Genomic DNA, 13,425 nt, shown 5'->3' with positions numbered 1-13,425 from the left:
TGAAAACAAAGGCGCGACTTTGCTCTGATTATGGTAGATGCGGCTAAGTATGTATTTAGATAGAATTAGTCAAAGTGCGAAGCATTTATTATTATATCGAATGATGTTTTGTGGATATTATAGTGTTGCCTACCTTGGCAACACTAAAGCAATGAAAATCAACATACAGCCCGCTCTAAATCGTCGTCTCCCAAAACGCTTCAACCGTTCCGGGATGACTCTTATTGAAATCAGCCTCGTGATCGCTCTCCTCCTGGGACTGATCGCGGTGGTTTTCCTAGGCTTGGGCAGCTACCGTCAGGGTGCTGACAAGGCCAAATGCAAGATGCAGCTCGCCGCCGTCCAGAAGGCGGTGCGATCCGCCGCCAACATGCAAAACCTGAACGTCGGAGCGGCTCTGGCACAGGGTGATGTCTTTGGTGCCGGTCTCCTGATGGAGAATGCACCGGTCTGCCCCTCCGGCGGAGCCTACACCTGGCTGGGCACTGTCCCCACGGTCGGCACCCCATACGGCAACTGCGATTTTGCAGGCACCGGAGCGACCTCGACTCACGTCCTGGCGGCCACCGACACAACCGACTGGTAAACAAGTTAGCGCTCCTGCATCCGATCACCAGCCTGTCTGTTCCATGCTCAGCATCACTGATCCCTGTGAACTCAAAGCATCTGACATTTACCGTCAGGCGCGCACAGTGGCGTCAAAGACGAGCCGGGGCGCGGACAGCCACTGGTATCGGATGCCGGAGGAACTGCCGTGGCAGTGGCATCTGTGGTTTGATGGCGGTCGGGAGGTCTGCTCCGCCGTGTTTTCCAAGCAGCATCAGAGCTGGCGGCCGGGGCCGACGCTGCCTCTGGCCAATCTGACGACCGGAGAAGGGGTGGGTGAGATCCTCGGTGAGCTGATGTCTGCGGCTCACTTTCAGGAGAAGCCGAAGGCCCTTGGGGTGATTTTGCACGTCGCAGATGAGTTTGGGCTGGCTGAGATCGCCCAAGCGGGAGAAGTGACCAGCGAGGCCGGGGATGACTTTCAGATCCTGCGCTACAATTTGGTCGATGATCCGCGCGAGGTGCTGGCCGACCGCGAGGTTTCGGTGGAGGCAAACACCTGGCGCCTGCTGCCATTTTGGGGCTCGGCCCCGGGGCAGACACGCTGCACCGCCGTGTCGCTGTCCCGCACCCGGGAGGCGTTCCTGCTGAAGCTGCTGGACTGCGCAGAGGATTTGCGGATACCCGTGCGCGTGGCGGTGACCTGCGCCCCGATGGAAACGCTGGCGGCGCTGCCGCTGCTGAAATCGAACTTGGAAGGTGGCTGCCTGGTGGCGGTCAGTTTTTACAAATTTACCGCCGTTTTTGCCATCAGTCCCCAGGGCGAACTCTGCACGGCGCGGAGTCTGAGCCACCGTGGCGGCTCCCAGGTGCCGACGGGCTTTGGGGACATCCTGTGGAACATGGCGCTGGGCGCAGAGCTGGCGGTGCCGAAGGTGCTGGTCGTTTCCACCCAGGCGCGGGCGCTGCAGTCGGTCGCGCAGGAGCTGGAGATGTACGCCATCAGCCGTCAGCCGATCCAGTTTGAGCTGCTGAATCTTGAAGAGCATCCGGCGCTGAAAGAGGTGCCGGGGAATCGGCCTGAGTTTTTGATCTATGACACTGCGGCAGTCGAGCAGGTGAGCGGCGGGAGCACGCCGCTGGCGCGGACGGAGACCTTCCGTTCATTGTGGCGAGGCTGGGCGAGGCAGAGCTTCATGGACACGGCAAGGCTGGATCAGCTGTATCCCGATCTGCGTGATCTGCGGGTGCTGCGCTTTTCATCCTGGTTCATCTACCTGCTGGTCTTTGCCGTGATCGGCACCGGCGGGTACGGCACCTGGTCGTTGTTTGCCGCGATGAACCACCCATCCTGGGAGCTCACGCCGTATCAGATGAAGCTGACGCAGGACAAGCATACCAAGCTGCTGCAAGAGAAAAGGGAGATCGACATCGTGACCCGTCTGCTGCAGCCGCGCTCGCGCGGCTGGGTGACGGTCGAGTTTCTGCTGCAGCTGTTTCCAGAGGATTCGGGGGTGAGGCTGGACAGCTTTGTTTACAATGCTGAGGCGTCCCGCGCTCCGATGGCCGGAGGCAAAGGTGCCAAAGCCGAATCCACCGGCATGGAGCGGACCTGGATCTTCAAGGGGCTGGTGAAATCGAAGGCGCTGCAGCTGCTGAGCACGTTGAACAGTCAGCGTGGTTTGAGCGCCTTTTTTGAAAGGGTGGCCGAGGTTACCGGAGATGAGGCATGCCGGCCGGAGCCAACCCGCCAGATGACGATCGCACTGACCCAGGGGCGCAACGCACGCTTCAATCCGCAGGCATCTGCCGGCGAGCTTGCGCGTGATCCGTCGCTGGCATTTCCGTTCAGTTTTGAGGCCACGATCACCCAGAGCCTGACGGACAAGGACGCTCTTTCCCTGCCGCTGGACAAACCCTTCTGAACCCTCCCATGAGCGCCTATACCCGTCCCATCCTTCGTTACGGCTTGATCATGCCCGCGATGTTCAACTGCCTGCTGCTGGGCGGGGTGGTCGCCGGTGTGAGCAAGCTGGGGGCGGTGCGTGCGGAGAAGGAGGAACTCTACAAGGAGCAGACGCAGCGCCTCGCCGCGATGAAGAAGCTGGAGGAGGTGCTGGCGCCCAAGCGCAAGACTTTTCAGGATCAGAAAGCGCTGCTCAAGGCGGATCCCGGCCATCTCTTCACCCGAATTTTGGACGCGCTGCTGCCGAAGTACAAGGAGATCGAACTGGAGCGCAGCGGACTGGTCTTCCCGCTCGACCGCGGCCGCCTCGGGCGCCAGGTCAAGACTGATCTGGCCCGTGTGAAGAGCAGTTTTCAAGGGGGGCTGGGGCCGATGCAGGAGGCTCTGCTGCAGGTGGAGTCGCTCATGCCGCAGGCCGTGCTGGAGGAGCTGAAGATCACCCGCAAGACCGACCAACTGCTGAACCAGCGTGAGTTCCTGGTGATGGAAATGACGCATACCTGCTGGAAGGCGGCGGAGGAGAAGAAATGAGACACATCCTGTGCATTGTCATGCTGTTTGGAGCCACCGAGGCCCTGGCGCAGACTAAAGCTGCGGTGGCCAAACGCGCGCCGTTGTTCATCGGAATTGACAGTGCGAGCTGGCTGCCGCGCTCGGAGCTGCTGCCGAAGGCGGAGGAGATCGAGGCGCTGGCGAAAAAAATTGGCGTGCGTCAGCGCAACATGGACCCGTTTGGACTGTCCACCTTTCCCCGCGAGGATGACGCGCCCGTGATTACCGAGGATGTGTATCGTGCGACGCCCAAAATCACACTGAACCAGGCGCTGCAGACGCTGAAGATCAACGGTGTGAATCTGCAGCGCAAAGAGTTCCTCATCGGCGGCCGCCGTGCGGCGGAAGGCGACGTGATCGAGCTGGCCTACAAGGGGGAGATTTTTCAGGCGCAAGTCATGGAAGTGGGCGCCACGCAGCTGCATTTCCGCGATATTCAGCGCGATGAGTCAGGCGTGCTCAAGCACGACATCCTGCCGCATCTCAGCATCGAGCCGTTGCAAAAAATCGCCTCCCAGATGGAGGGCCGGATGACGCCGATGGAACCTTCACAGCCCACACAATCCACGAAGCCCACGAAACCATGAGCCGATGCATGTTGCAGATCTTTTCTCTGGCGAGCCTGGGTGCGAGCTTTGCACTCACCGCCCAGGAGGCGGGGCCAGCACCGCAAGTGAAGGTGGCACCCGCGCCGCAAGCGCAGGCGGCACCCGCACCGCAAGCTCCGGAGGTGCCTGCACCACAAGTGCAGACGGTACCAGCACCACAAGCGCCGGAGGTGCCTGCACCACAAGTGCCGGCAGTGCCAGCACCGCAAGTGCCGGAGGTGCCAGCGCCGCAGGTGCAAACGCTGCAACCCCTGCCGGCCGCCACGGTGGACGTCACCTCGCGTTTCAACAGTCTGCCCAAGCCGCCGCAGCATGCGGACGACGGATACTGGATCGACAACGCTCCGATCAACGAGGTGTTCCAGTACCTCGCGCACAGCGCCGGCCTGCAGTATTTTTACAACAATGAACTGAACGATCCGCAGTTCAGCATCACCGGGCATCTCCGTACGGACAACCCGCTGCAGCAGATGGAGGAGCTGGCGGTCAATTTTGGTCTCACGCTGCACCAGCAGCGTTCCAGTGTCAGGCTCATGAACGAGGCCCAGCTCGCGAAGCTCCCGGTGGAGGTGATGAGCTACACGCTGAAGTACCTGCGGGGGGCTCCGCTCAACCGCAGCATATCCGCCCCGGCCGCGCAGGACAGCAGTGATGAGGACGGTGGTGGTGGTGGTGCTAAGTCAGCCCCGGGTGCGGTTCAGTCCGACTTTGAGAAGCTGAAGGCCATCATCCGCCCCATGCTCACGCACGACATCGGACAGATCGAGTTTGAAGAGAAAACGAACACGCTGCTCGTCAGCGACAACAGCATCAAGCTCGAACGGGTGCGCAAGCTGCTGGAAGGGATCGACAAGGCGAAGCCGCAGATCCTGGTCAACGTCCGGGTGCTGCGCATCAAGCGCGACCAGGGCCGCCAGGTGGGGGTGGACTGGAGCCGGGCCCTGGGGGACACCGGCACCAGCCTGACCATGCACCAGAGTCTGAACGCGCTCTTCAACCTGCCAGACGTCAGCACGGTGACGCGCACCGGCAGCCTGTCTGCGCCGGTGGACTCGATCAATCAGATCAACCAGCAGGGGGGAGGGCTCGTGTTTGATAACACGCAGGTGCAGGCCATTCTGCGCGCCCTGGTGAATGCGAACGTCGTCACGCAGGAGGCCTGCCCCAGCATCATCACCGAGGACAATGAGCAGGGCCTGATTTCCATCGTGGACCGCTTCCCCGTCATCACGTCCAACATCACCAACACTGCGGCGGGCCAGAACGTGACGGATGTGGTGCGCTACAAGATCGACAAGGAGGATCCGAGCGCGACCGAAGAGCCGGAAAAGAACCGCGAGATCGGTGTCACGCTGTCGGTGACGCCCACGCTGCTGCCAGATGGCACGGTGCGCATGAAGCTGCGTCCGCGGGTGGCAAAGATTGTCGAGCTCATCGCTGGTCGTGGCAACAACATGTTCCCACGGGTGAGCGAGTCCACGGTCGAGGCCATCAGCCGCATTCCGGCGGGACAGTCGCTGTTTCTTGGCGGCTTCTATGACTACAGCAACAGCGAGGGGAACAACAAGGTGCCGGTGCTGAGCACCATTCCGCTGGTGGGCAAGCTGTTCAGCTCGAACAACAGGAAGCTCGAACAGGTCAGCCTGGTGTTCATCATCACTCCGCGTGTGTATGATGCCTCGCGTGCGGGTGCAGGCCAGGCTGAGGCGAACTGGCATGTGCGTGAGCTCTCCGGCATGCAGCCGGATGACATTCAGGACACCACCCTGGAACTGCCGCCGACCTCTGCTCCTTGGTATCACAACCTGCCCAACGTCAAAAACCGGGGTGCCGAGCCGCCGCCAGCGCCGAAGCCTTCGTGGTTCAAGCGTCTGTTCTCGAAAAAGTCCCCCAGCCAGTAAATCAACCGCGGACGGTGTCCGGAGTCCGTCTCCGGCCCCGTGAGCGCCATCGATCACGCAGCTTTTCATGTCAGCCCTTCTTCCTAACCTGCAGCTCCCGGCCAAGACGGACCGCAACAGCATGCGTCCGGTGCTTGATCGCATCGCCGGAACCACGGTGATGTACCTCCAGCAGGGGGATTATCTGGCGGAGAGTGAATCCGCGCCCTTGCTGGCCGCCTATGGCGAGAAGCTCGCCGCGGCGTCCGGCTTCATGCCCGACTTTCTGGAATTCGCCGCAGAATACCAGGCGCAAAAGCATGCGCTGACGGCCGAGGGCGAACTGGCGCGGATGCAGAGGCTGCTGCGCAACAGCCTGAACGACCGGGTGCACTGCTGGAGTTTCGGTCCCTTGTCAGGCCGGGCCTCGGCCTTGTATGAGCACTGTCCGGTCCTGCGCCCGGTATGCATGGCGCTTGGTTGTCCTGCGATCCTGGCAGGAGAGACGAGCATCGTTCATGTCACCTCGCTCAATCCTGTTTCAGCTCTGGCGGCGTCATTCTGGATCAGCCAGGAACTGAACCGCACGTCTGAAGGCGATGCTCCGTTTGTCTTCAGCTTCTTCACCGACCTGCCTGCATGGCAGCTGCTCATGCAGCGACATTTTGCCCCATGAACCTGAATCTCGGCATCGAGTTCAATCACACGATCCAGCGGCTGATCATCAGCCAGCTGCGGGCGGCCACGGGCGGTCAGGAAGGCCAGTCGGATGAAGCGCTGGTGCGCCGCACGTCGAAAACGCGCATGCTGGGCGCCGTCGGCCGTGCTGCGGGGCTGCCGGCCTTTCCCCAGGTGCGGGAGATGGCGGACGCGGAGTTTGTCGGCTACTGCGACCCCGTGGTGATGTCACGTGGCATGTTCGTGCCGCTGCGGCGCAACGCGCAGCAGGTGCTGCTGGCAGTCGCAAATCCGTGGGACTACCGGGCGGACGACTACTGCGCGGCGCGTTTCCCGGAGGATGAAGTGCTGAAGGTGGTCACGCTCGCCTCGGAGGTGTCCTCCATCATCGAGGGATCCTCCAGCTCCTCGGGCCCAAGCCGTGCGGAACTTGAGGCGGTGGAAGTGGAGGAGTTCTCCACCGAAGCGCCGGACTTTGATGTCACGCGCCAGTATGATGAGCCGATCGCTCAGCTGGTGGCGAGCATGGTGAGTGATGCGATCAAACAGCACGCTTCGGACATCCACATCAAGACGGAAAAGACCAGCTTCCAGTACTGTTTCCGCGTTGATGGGGCGCTGGGGGTGAGGTTCGAAATGCCGGTGAAGCTGCGTGACCGGGTGGATGCGTTTCTGCTTAATCTCATGCGCCTCGCACCGGAGGAGCGCAGCAAGCGTCCGGGCATCTCAGGCCGCTTCACCGCCAGCTACTACGGACGCGCCGTGGGGGTGCGCTATGAGCGGCACCGCACGTACCGGGGCTATCACGTCACCATGCGTCTGCTGGACAAGACGCATCTGGAGGCACGGCTGGGCATGGGCACGCTGGCCTTTGATGAGGAGACCTTGTTTGAGCTCGACAAAGCCATGTCGGTGCCCTCCGGCATCATCGTGATGTCCGGCCCCACCGGTTCGGGCAAATCGACCACGCTGAACGCGATGCTGCGGGAGCTGAACCACCCGGAGGACAACATCCTGACGCTGGAGAACCCGGTCGAAGACGAGATTCCCGGCGTGACGCACTGCGACCTGCGCGACTCGACCGAGTTCAAACCGATGATCGCGAGCTTCATGCGCTCCGACCCAGATGTCATCCTCATGGGGGAGGTGCGTGACCGTGAGTCGGCAGAGCTGGCCATTGAGGCCGCCATCACGGGCCACAAGGTGCTGACGACGATTCATACACCCCGCGCTTCGCAGATCATTGAGCGCTTTCAGCAGCTCGGCATGGAGCGCTGGAAGATCGCGCAGACGCTGAAGGCGGCCTGTGCGCAGCGGCTGGTCAAGCTGCTGTGCCCGAGCTGCAAGGAGAGCATCGAAGGTGTGTCCGAACGTGAGATCCGGCTGTTTCATCTCGATGCGTCCTGGGCCAAGCGCCCGATGTTCAAGCACCACAAGGAAGGCTGCGCCGAGTGTCTTGGACGTGGGTACTCCGGGCGTACCGCGATCCTGGAGATTTTGCCCATCACTCCGAAGCTCGGGGACAAGCTGGCCAAGGGGGAGATCACGCCCTATGAACTCGAGGAGGAAGTGCGCCGGGAGTCGGGGCTGCCGTCGCTGCGCGACAATGGCCTGAAGCTGATGGCAGAGGGCAGGACCGACCTGGATGCGCTGAAAAAGGTGCTCGATCTCACCTACGAAACCTAAGCCATGAACGCCTTCCAAGTCACTCTCCGCAACATCAAGCGGCCCGAGATCTCCAAGGTGATCGAGTGCGAGGCGCCGAACCGCGAGCAGGCCGCGCTGATCGTCAGCAAGCCCGGCTTCCGCGTGGCCCTGGTCAAGTCCCTCGCTGGCACGCCGAAGAGTGAAAAGTCCAGGAAGCCCATCCCCCGCAAAGAGCTCATCAAGCTCTTCCGCGGCCTCGCCTCCATGCTGAAGGCGAACATCAGCACGGCAGACGCGCTGCTCTACTACTCGCAGGGGCTGCCGGATCCGGAGCTGCAATCGTCGCTGATGAACATCCGCAACCGGCTTGAATCCGGGATGCCGGTCCACATCGCCTTTGCCAAGGAGCAGACGTTTGACGGCACCATCATCACCATCATCGAGGCCGGTGCGGATGCCGGACAGCTGGGGGATGCGTTCTCCTCCCTTGCGCGCCGGATCAAGATTGAGCTCATGTTTGCCAGCAAGCTGCGCACGGCGCTGCTGGTGCCGTCGTTGGTGGTGCTGTTTCAGATCGGCCTCTTCATTTATTCGCAGATATTTGTCGTGTCCCAGGTGGAGGAGACCTTGAAAAGCGTGCGCCAGGAGCCGGATCAGATTTCGGTGTTTATCTTTTCGGTGAGCCATGTGGTGCAGCACACGTGGCCTTTCTTTGTCATCGCGCTGGTGAGCTTCATCACCGCCCTGTTTCGCTCGGAGGCCTTCAGGCAGAAGCTGCTGCTCTTCTTCATGAAGCACTGGCGGCTGCTGACAAAGCTGGTCATGGGCCTGCGCCAGAGCGCCTACATCGGAACGCTGCAGATGCTGTATGCCAATGGCATCAATCTCGCCCGCGCCTCCGCATTGTCCGCGCGGGTGCTGCTGGGCACGCCGATGTATCCGGACTTCATCAAGGCCTCGCAGGTCTATGAGTCCTCCGGTGTGCCGTTTGCGGAGGCGCTGAAGCGCAACACCAATCTGGATCCGCAGGTCATCCACATGATCGGCATCGGCGAGCGTTCGGCCTCCCTGCCACAGCAGCTTGAGCTGCTGCGTGACATCTATGAGGAGGACACCGCCGCGACCATGGCGGATTTCACCCAGGTCATCAATTTCATCACCCTGGCCATGGCCGTGGTGCTCATCGGCTTCGTCTTCACCGGCTCCATGCTGCCCATCTTCCTGATGGGGCCGCGCATGATGCAGTCGGGCAACATGTGAACTCAACCCACCCTTATGAAAACACGCTGCTTGTTTTTCTCCCTGCTGCTCGCCTCCACGGCGGTCGTGGCGGCTGATCCGCAGAAGCTCGTTCCCCGGCCCATCCCTGGCATGGCCGCTGCGGCTCCGGTCAAAGCCGCGGCCCCATTGATCAAGCCGGTGTCGTCACAGCAGGCTGCTGCTGCTGGTGCGAATCCGGACCGTGCGCGTGTGTTGTACATTCACCGCCGCGCCACGCTGCCTGCGGAGATTACAAAGAGCCTGCCTGCAGCAACGGCGGAGGCCGCGGCGCCAAGCGCCATGGTCAATGTCCGTCAGGGGGCCGTGAAAATCATTCCCAAGTCGGAAGTGGCGCAGATCCTCAAAACCCGCCCCTGAAGCATGATGAAACTCCATTCCCGTCCTGCCCGCCACAATGGCGGCTTCACGCTCATCGAGATCAGCCTTGTGATCGGACTGCTGCTGGGGCTGGCCACCTTTGCAGGCATGAACATCGCTGCCGTGCGCGACTGGCAGCGTGGCAAGGATGCCTCAGTGGCACTCCAGGCGGTGTTTGCCGCCCAGCGCGCCTATCTCTCCGATCATCCCACCGCGGACATTGCCGTGGTGGCCACCGATCAGCTGGAACCCTATCTGCCGCAGGGGTGGACCACGATGCCAGCCCTGGTCAGTTTGAATGATGAGCCTCTGACTGTCGATCACACCGTCATGCCGCCGCTTTTGCTGCTGGGCTCGTCCGTCTATGACCCTTCATCGAGCGGAAGTGATGGACTTTGGGATGCCGGGCAGTGAAAGTGTACTCCTGCCCCATGGCCACCGAAACTCTTTTACACATCCCCGGCGGAACCCGCTTCGGCTACTACACCGGTCTGCCGTGGAAGAGGGCGGAGCGCAGCCTGGTGGAAGTGGGCGGCGACATCCGCGCCGGCATGGGGCTGCACCTGCTAGTGGCGCCAAATGGCTCGGGCAAAACGACCCTGCTGCGAACGCTTGCCGGGCTGTCTCCGGCATTGCAAGGCCGGGTAACGACCGCGGCACAGGTGCATTACTTCGCGGATGAGCTGCGGGTCGACCCCGAGATGAAACCGCGCACGTTTTTCCGCGCCTGGTTCACGGGCGCATCACTCGCCGCCGCGGAAAAGCTGGCCGATACGCTGCGGCTGAATCTGGCCACGCCCATCGGCAAGCTTTCCCGCGGCAACCGCCAGAAGGTGCTGCTGATACTGGCCGAGGTGAAGGCCGCGCAGAGTGAAACCAGCGTGCTGCTCATGGATGAGCCCCTCACCGGCCTGGATGCCGAAACGCGCGAGCAGGTGACGCAGCTCTGGGCCACGGCAGGCACGCAAACGCTGCGCCTCGTCATCATGCATGAGCTGGAGTGCGTGCGTGAGGCGGACTCGCTGCTGACCATTGCCGGGGGGCAGTTGCGGCATGCCACGAGCCGCAGCGGCAGCACCTGGATGGAAACCTACCGCACTTTGCAATCATGAGCTCCCTGCGCGCCTGGCCTTTGTTTCGCCTCAGCTTTGCCGGACTCATGGGGCGTGGCAGCTGCTGGCTGCTGCTGCTGGGAGCCGGCCTGTTTGTCTGGGTCGCGCCGCTGCTGACGCCGTGGGAGGAAAACCCGCAGATTTTGCAGCCCGCACGTGCGCAGGCGGCCTGGTTTTATGCCTGGATGGCGCTGTTCACCTGGCTGCCGTTTCAAGCCTCGGCGCTCGGACACCGCATGCGGCGCGAGGGCATGCTGGAGCATCTGCATGCCGGAGGCTCGGGGCGCATCAGCCAGTGTCTGCAGCTCAGCGCGGCGATCTGGGTCTGGATGCTGGCGGTGGTGCTGATCGCGGTGGTCTTTTGTCTGACGTGGACTTTGCCAAAGCGGCCTGAAGAGGCGCGCATGTGGATGATGCTCGTGTTTCAATATGGCCTGCTCTACAGTCTGTGCGCCGCGCCGCTGTGCCTGCTGGCGGTGGCGCTGGGCACGCGCACGGCGGAGGTCATTGCGTTTTTGGTGCCCACCGGGCTGCTGCTGCTGGGCTTGTTTGGCGCTGCGTGGCTGGCCCCGCTGCTGGGTGGCGCGGAATCGGGAGTGCTGCAGTCGTTCTGGCTGGCGCTGCCGCATTATCATCTGGCCGATCTGACACCACGGCTGGTGTTTAAAATGGGCCCGCTGCCGTTCGCGGACTTTGCCGCTGCGGCAGGCACGCTCGGCCTGCAGGGTGCCGCCATCTCCATCTCTGGGTTATGTCTCTTTCGCACACGCTCCTGACGCTGGCTGCCGCAGGCGGTCTCTGGTGGGGCGGACATGCGCTGTCCTGCTCGCGCACGGCCTTGCATGCCACGGCAGCTCCGCCCGCGTTTGCGCTGCCAGGCAGCGCGTATGGGAGCCTGGCGGCGCGCCTGATACGCGACTCGCTCTACAGCTACTGGCATGGGGGTGAGAGTGCCGCGCCGGCTGCGAGTGCGAAGTCGGGCGCCGGGGCAGCGCCGCCGCCGCCACCACCGGGGCGTTTTTCCCGCAGAGGCATGCCGGCGCCGGTGCCACCCGCGCAGACGCCGGGGGAGACATCATGGCTGCAGGCGGGGGTGGATGCGCTCTCCCGCCTCGAAAAGAGCCGCACGCGGCGTTCCAGCACCGTGCCGCTTTCGAATGCCCATCAGCAGTATCTGTATGCCGCCGCAGACGTGCGGCTGCGTTTCGCCTACCAGCTCGATCCGGGGGATGCGACGTTGTATGAGATTCTGTACTTTCACATCGCCTCCCGCACCCAGTCGTCTGAAGCCGCACGAGCGGCCATCGATGCGCTCTCTCAAAACGCCATGGCGTATGGACTGCGTGAAGGCGGGAGCATGTCTGATGCGCTGACCGGTGCGGGCGCCGCGATCAATCTGCTCAACGACCAGCTTCAGCCTGGGAACGCCAGCCGTGATGACAAGGCGGTCAGCCGTGAATGGCATGCCTTGGAGGAATGTCTGGAACGCTACCGCCGCCTGCGCAGCAGCGCGGAGGAGGAAGGCTGGTGGGGCGGCATGCCGGAGCTGCGCCGCCAGGAGATCGAGGCGCATGCGAAACTGCTCATGCGCATCCGTGAAATGATCCGGCCGGTGCTGCCGCCGGGGGTGGCGGCTGGGAGCGTCACCCCATCAAGTTCGCGTTGAAGATGTCTTCGGAGATGTGGCCGGCGCGGTAGAGATTGATGAGGCTTTGGTCCCAGCGCAGGTTGCCTTTGTAGCGGAGGGCATCCGCCAGCGAGGTGGCGCTGCCGTCATAGGCGCGCATGCCTGCCGCCACGGCTTCGCTGGTGTTTTGCAGGTATTCGGTCACGAGCACCCGTCCATTGAACCCGGTGAGCAGGCCCTGGGAGAGCACAAAGGTCAGGGTCTCGCTGAGCCGGTGCAGGATGCCGGACTGCTGCTCTTTGGGAAAGAACTCGAGGATACGGTCGATCGTCTTCACCGCACCCCGGGTGTGCAGGGTGGAGAGCACGAAGTGGCCCGTCTGCGCGGCCTCGATGCAGGTCTCCATGGTTTCACGGTCACGAATTTCACCGATGAGGATGATGTTGGGCGTTTTGCGCAGGACCTCCTTCAGGCCGCTCTGATAGGACAGCGTGTGCCTGCCCACTTCCTGCTGGGTGACGAGCGATGGGGCCGGAAGCCGCACACCTGGCTGGTTGGGATCGTCCATCATGGCGTCGTAGCGATACTCGATCGGGTCTTCGATGGTGACGATGTGCTTGGGGAAATGGCGCCGCACCCAGTCGAGGACGGCGGCGAGGGTGGTGGACTTACCCGAGCCGGTGGGGCCCGTGATGAGCCCGAGGCCAAAGCGGCGCTGCATCAGCTCGCGCAGGCTGTCGGAGATGAGCGGGTCGATGCCGAGCGTTTCGAGCTGATTGATTTTCGCACGCAGCCAGCGGCAGGTGACACCCAGGCCTTGCTCGCTGAGATGCACCTGCACACGCATGCGCACCGGAGATCCAAGCGCGCCTTCTTCACAGCTGAAGTCGATGACCCGGCGGCTGCGCACCATCTCCCACATACGCTCTGCGCCACCGATGGCGTCTGCCTCGGTCCAGATCTCGACGGACTGGCGCATGAAGAGCGCCTCCGCCAGCCGGCCCACGGCTTCTGCATCCTGGATGCCGAAGCTCTCGGCGACCTCCAGTCCTCGATTCGTATGAAGATAGATCAGCCCGCCGGTGCGCACCTGGACGTCGGAGATTTCACGTCCGGCGTAGGCGGTGGCGAGATCGCCGAGGATGTTGTTGGTGGAGGGGGTGGAGCACAT

The 13,425-nt window shown here is 62.6% G+C and carries 14 protein-coding genes; 13 read left to right on the top strand and 1 reads right to left on the bottom strand.

The genetic code is table 11. The features are described from left to right. Positions 1-214 precede the first annotated feature (214 nt). The 13 genes from ACZ5WW_RS24940 (at position 215) to ACZ5WW_RS24880 (ending at position 12,293) form a co-directional block, all read left to right on the top strand. Positions 215-586 carry a type II secretion system protein gene (locus tag ACZ5WW_RS24940; protein WP_377164077.1) on the top strand — a complete coding sequence of 124 codons (372 nt, stop codon included), beginning with the start codon at positions 215-217 and terminating at the stop codon, positions 584-586. Between the two features lie 43 nt (positions 587-629). After that, a complete protein-coding gene (locus tag ACZ5WW_RS24935) occupies positions 630-2,471 on the top strand; it encodes a hypothetical protein (RefSeq protein ID WP_377164075.1) in 1,842 nt (613 codons plus the stop codon). Positions 2,472-2,479: 8 nt separating this feature from the next. Then, positions 2,480-3,043 carry a hypothetical protein gene (locus ACZ5WW_RS24930; RefSeq protein ID WP_377164073.1) on the top strand — a complete coding sequence of 188 codons (564 nt, stop codon included), beginning with the start codon at positions 2,480-2,482 and terminating at the stop codon, positions 3,041-3,043. Then, entirely contained in the window at positions 3,040-3,651 is a 612-nt protein-coding gene (locus tag ACZ5WW_RS24925; protein ID WP_377164071.1) for a hypothetical protein, read from the top strand. The genes ACZ5WW_RS24930 and ACZ5WW_RS24925 overlap by 4 nt, the downstream gene beginning before the upstream one ends. 8 nt (positions 3,652-3,659) lie before the next feature. Continuing rightward, the gene (locus ACZ5WW_RS24920; protein WP_377164069.1) at positions 3,660-5,573 is read left to right on the top strand and encodes a secretin N-terminal domain-containing protein; all 1,914 of its coding nucleotides are present in this window, start codon (positions 3,660-3,662) and stop codon (positions 5,571-5,573) included. A 67-nt stretch (positions 5,574-5,640) separates the two neighbouring features. Continuing rightward, a complete protein-coding gene (locus ACZ5WW_RS24915) occupies positions 5,641-6,228 on the top strand; it encodes a hypothetical protein (protein ID WP_377164067.1) in 588 nt (195 codons plus the stop codon). Continuing rightward, positions 6,225-7,916, top strand: coding sequence for a GspE/PulE family protein (locus ACZ5WW_RS24910; RefSeq protein ID WP_377164065.1), 1,692 nt, complete (start codon positions 6,225-6,227; stop codon positions 7,914-7,916). Before ACZ5WW_RS24915 ends, ACZ5WW_RS24910 begins: the two co-directional genes overlap by 4 nt. Before the next feature lie 3 nt (positions 7,917-7,919). After that, on the top strand, positions 7,920-9,137 hold the full coding sequence (locus tag ACZ5WW_RS24905) for a type II secretion system F family protein (protein ID WP_377164063.1): 1,218 nt from the start codon (positions 7,920-7,922) through the stop codon (positions 9,135-9,137). 15 nt (positions 9,138-9,152) lie between these two features. Continuing rightward, a complete protein-coding gene (locus ACZ5WW_RS24900; protein WP_377164061.1) occupies positions 9,153-9,515 on the top strand; it encodes a hypothetical protein in 363 nt (120 codons plus the stop codon). 3 nt (positions 9,516-9,518) lie between these two features. Continuing rightward, positions 9,519-9,929 (top strand): type II secretion system protein, encoded by a 411-nt coding sequence (locus ACZ5WW_RS24895; protein ID WP_377164059.1) that lies wholly within the window; start codon positions 9,519-9,521, stop codon positions 9,927-9,929. Between the two features lie 17 nt (positions 9,930-9,946). Then, entirely contained in the window at positions 9,947-10,627 is a 681-nt protein-coding gene (locus ACZ5WW_RS24890; protein WP_377164057.1) for an ABC transporter ATP-binding protein, read from the top strand. Then, on the top strand, positions 10,624-11,403 hold the full coding sequence (locus tag ACZ5WW_RS24885) for a hypothetical protein (protein ID WP_377164055.1): 780 nt from the start codon (positions 10,624-10,626) through the stop codon (positions 11,401-11,403). Before ACZ5WW_RS24890 ends, ACZ5WW_RS24885 begins: the two co-directional genes overlap by 4 nt. Continuing rightward, entirely contained in the window at positions 11,379-12,293 is a 915-nt protein-coding gene (locus tag ACZ5WW_RS24880; protein WP_377164053.1) for a hypothetical protein, read from the top strand. Before ACZ5WW_RS24885 ends, ACZ5WW_RS24880 begins: the two co-directional genes overlap by 25 nt. Here ACZ5WW_RS24880 and ACZ5WW_RS24875 read toward each other — a convergent pair. Further along, positions 12,271-13,425, bottom strand: a complete 1,155-nt coding sequence (locus tag ACZ5WW_RS24875; RefSeq protein ID WP_377164051.1) for a type IV pilus twitching motility protein PilT — start codon at positions 13,423-13,425, stop codon at positions 12,271-12,273. The two genes, ACZ5WW_RS24880 and ACZ5WW_RS24875, sit on opposite strands and share 23 nt — an antisense overlap.

This window comes from Prosthecobacter fluviatilis (assembly GCF_055388355.1).
Note: the sequence above shows the minus strand (reverse complement) of the source record. Positions and strands in the feature narration are given on the sequence as shown.

Coding starts and splice junctions, on each gene's coding strand:
- ACZ5WW_RS24885 (WP_377164055.1), top strand. CDS start 10,624: ATGAGCTCCCTGCGCGCCTGGCCTTTGTTTCGCCTCAGCTTTGCCGGA.
- ACZ5WW_RS24940 (WP_377164077.1), top strand. CDS start 215: ATGACTCTTATTGAAATCAGCCTCGTGATCGCTCTCCTCCTGGGACTG.
- ACZ5WW_RS24915 (WP_377164067.1), top strand. CDS start 5,641: ATGTCAGCCCTTCTTCCTAACCTGCAGCTCCCGGCCAAGACGGACCGC.
- ACZ5WW_RS24925 (WP_377164071.1), top strand. CDS start 3,040: ATGAGACACATCCTGTGCATTGTCATGCTGTTTGGAGCCACCGAGGCC.
- ACZ5WW_RS24910 (WP_377164065.1), top strand. CDS start 6,225: ATGAACCTGAATCTCGGCATCGAGTTCAATCACACGATCCAGCGGCTG.
- ACZ5WW_RS24880 (WP_377164053.1), top strand. CDS start 11,379: ATGTCTCTTTCGCACACGCTCCTGACGCTGGCTGCCGCAGGCGGTCTC.
- ACZ5WW_RS24920 (WP_377164069.1), top strand. CDS start 3,660: ATGTTGCAGATCTTTTCTCTGGCGAGCCTGGGTGCGAGCTTTGCACTC.
- ACZ5WW_RS24895 (WP_377164059.1), top strand. CDS start 9,519: ATGATGAAACTCCATTCCCGTCCTGCCCGCCACAATGGCGGCTTCACG.
- ACZ5WW_RS24905 (WP_377164063.1), top strand. CDS start 7,920: ATGAACGCCTTCCAAGTCACTCTCCGCAACATCAAGCGGCCCGAGATC.
- ACZ5WW_RS24900 (WP_377164061.1), top strand. CDS start 9,153: ATGAAAACACGCTGCTTGTTTTTCTCCCTGCTGCTCGCCTCCACGGCG.
- ACZ5WW_RS24930 (WP_377164073.1), top strand. CDS start 2,480: ATGAGCGCCTATACCCGTCCCATCCTTCGTTACGGCTTGATCATGCCC.
- ACZ5WW_RS24890 (WP_377164057.1), top strand. CDS start 9,947: ATGGCCACCGAAACTCTTTTACACATCCCCGGCGGAACCCGCTTCGGC.
- ACZ5WW_RS24935 (WP_377164075.1), top strand. CDS start 630: ATGCTCAGCATCACTGATCCCTGTGAACTCAAAGCATCTGACATTTAC.
- ACZ5WW_RS24875 (WP_377164051.1), bottom strand. CDS start 13,425: ATGTGCTCCACCCCCTCCACCAACAACATCCTCGGCGATCTCGCCACC.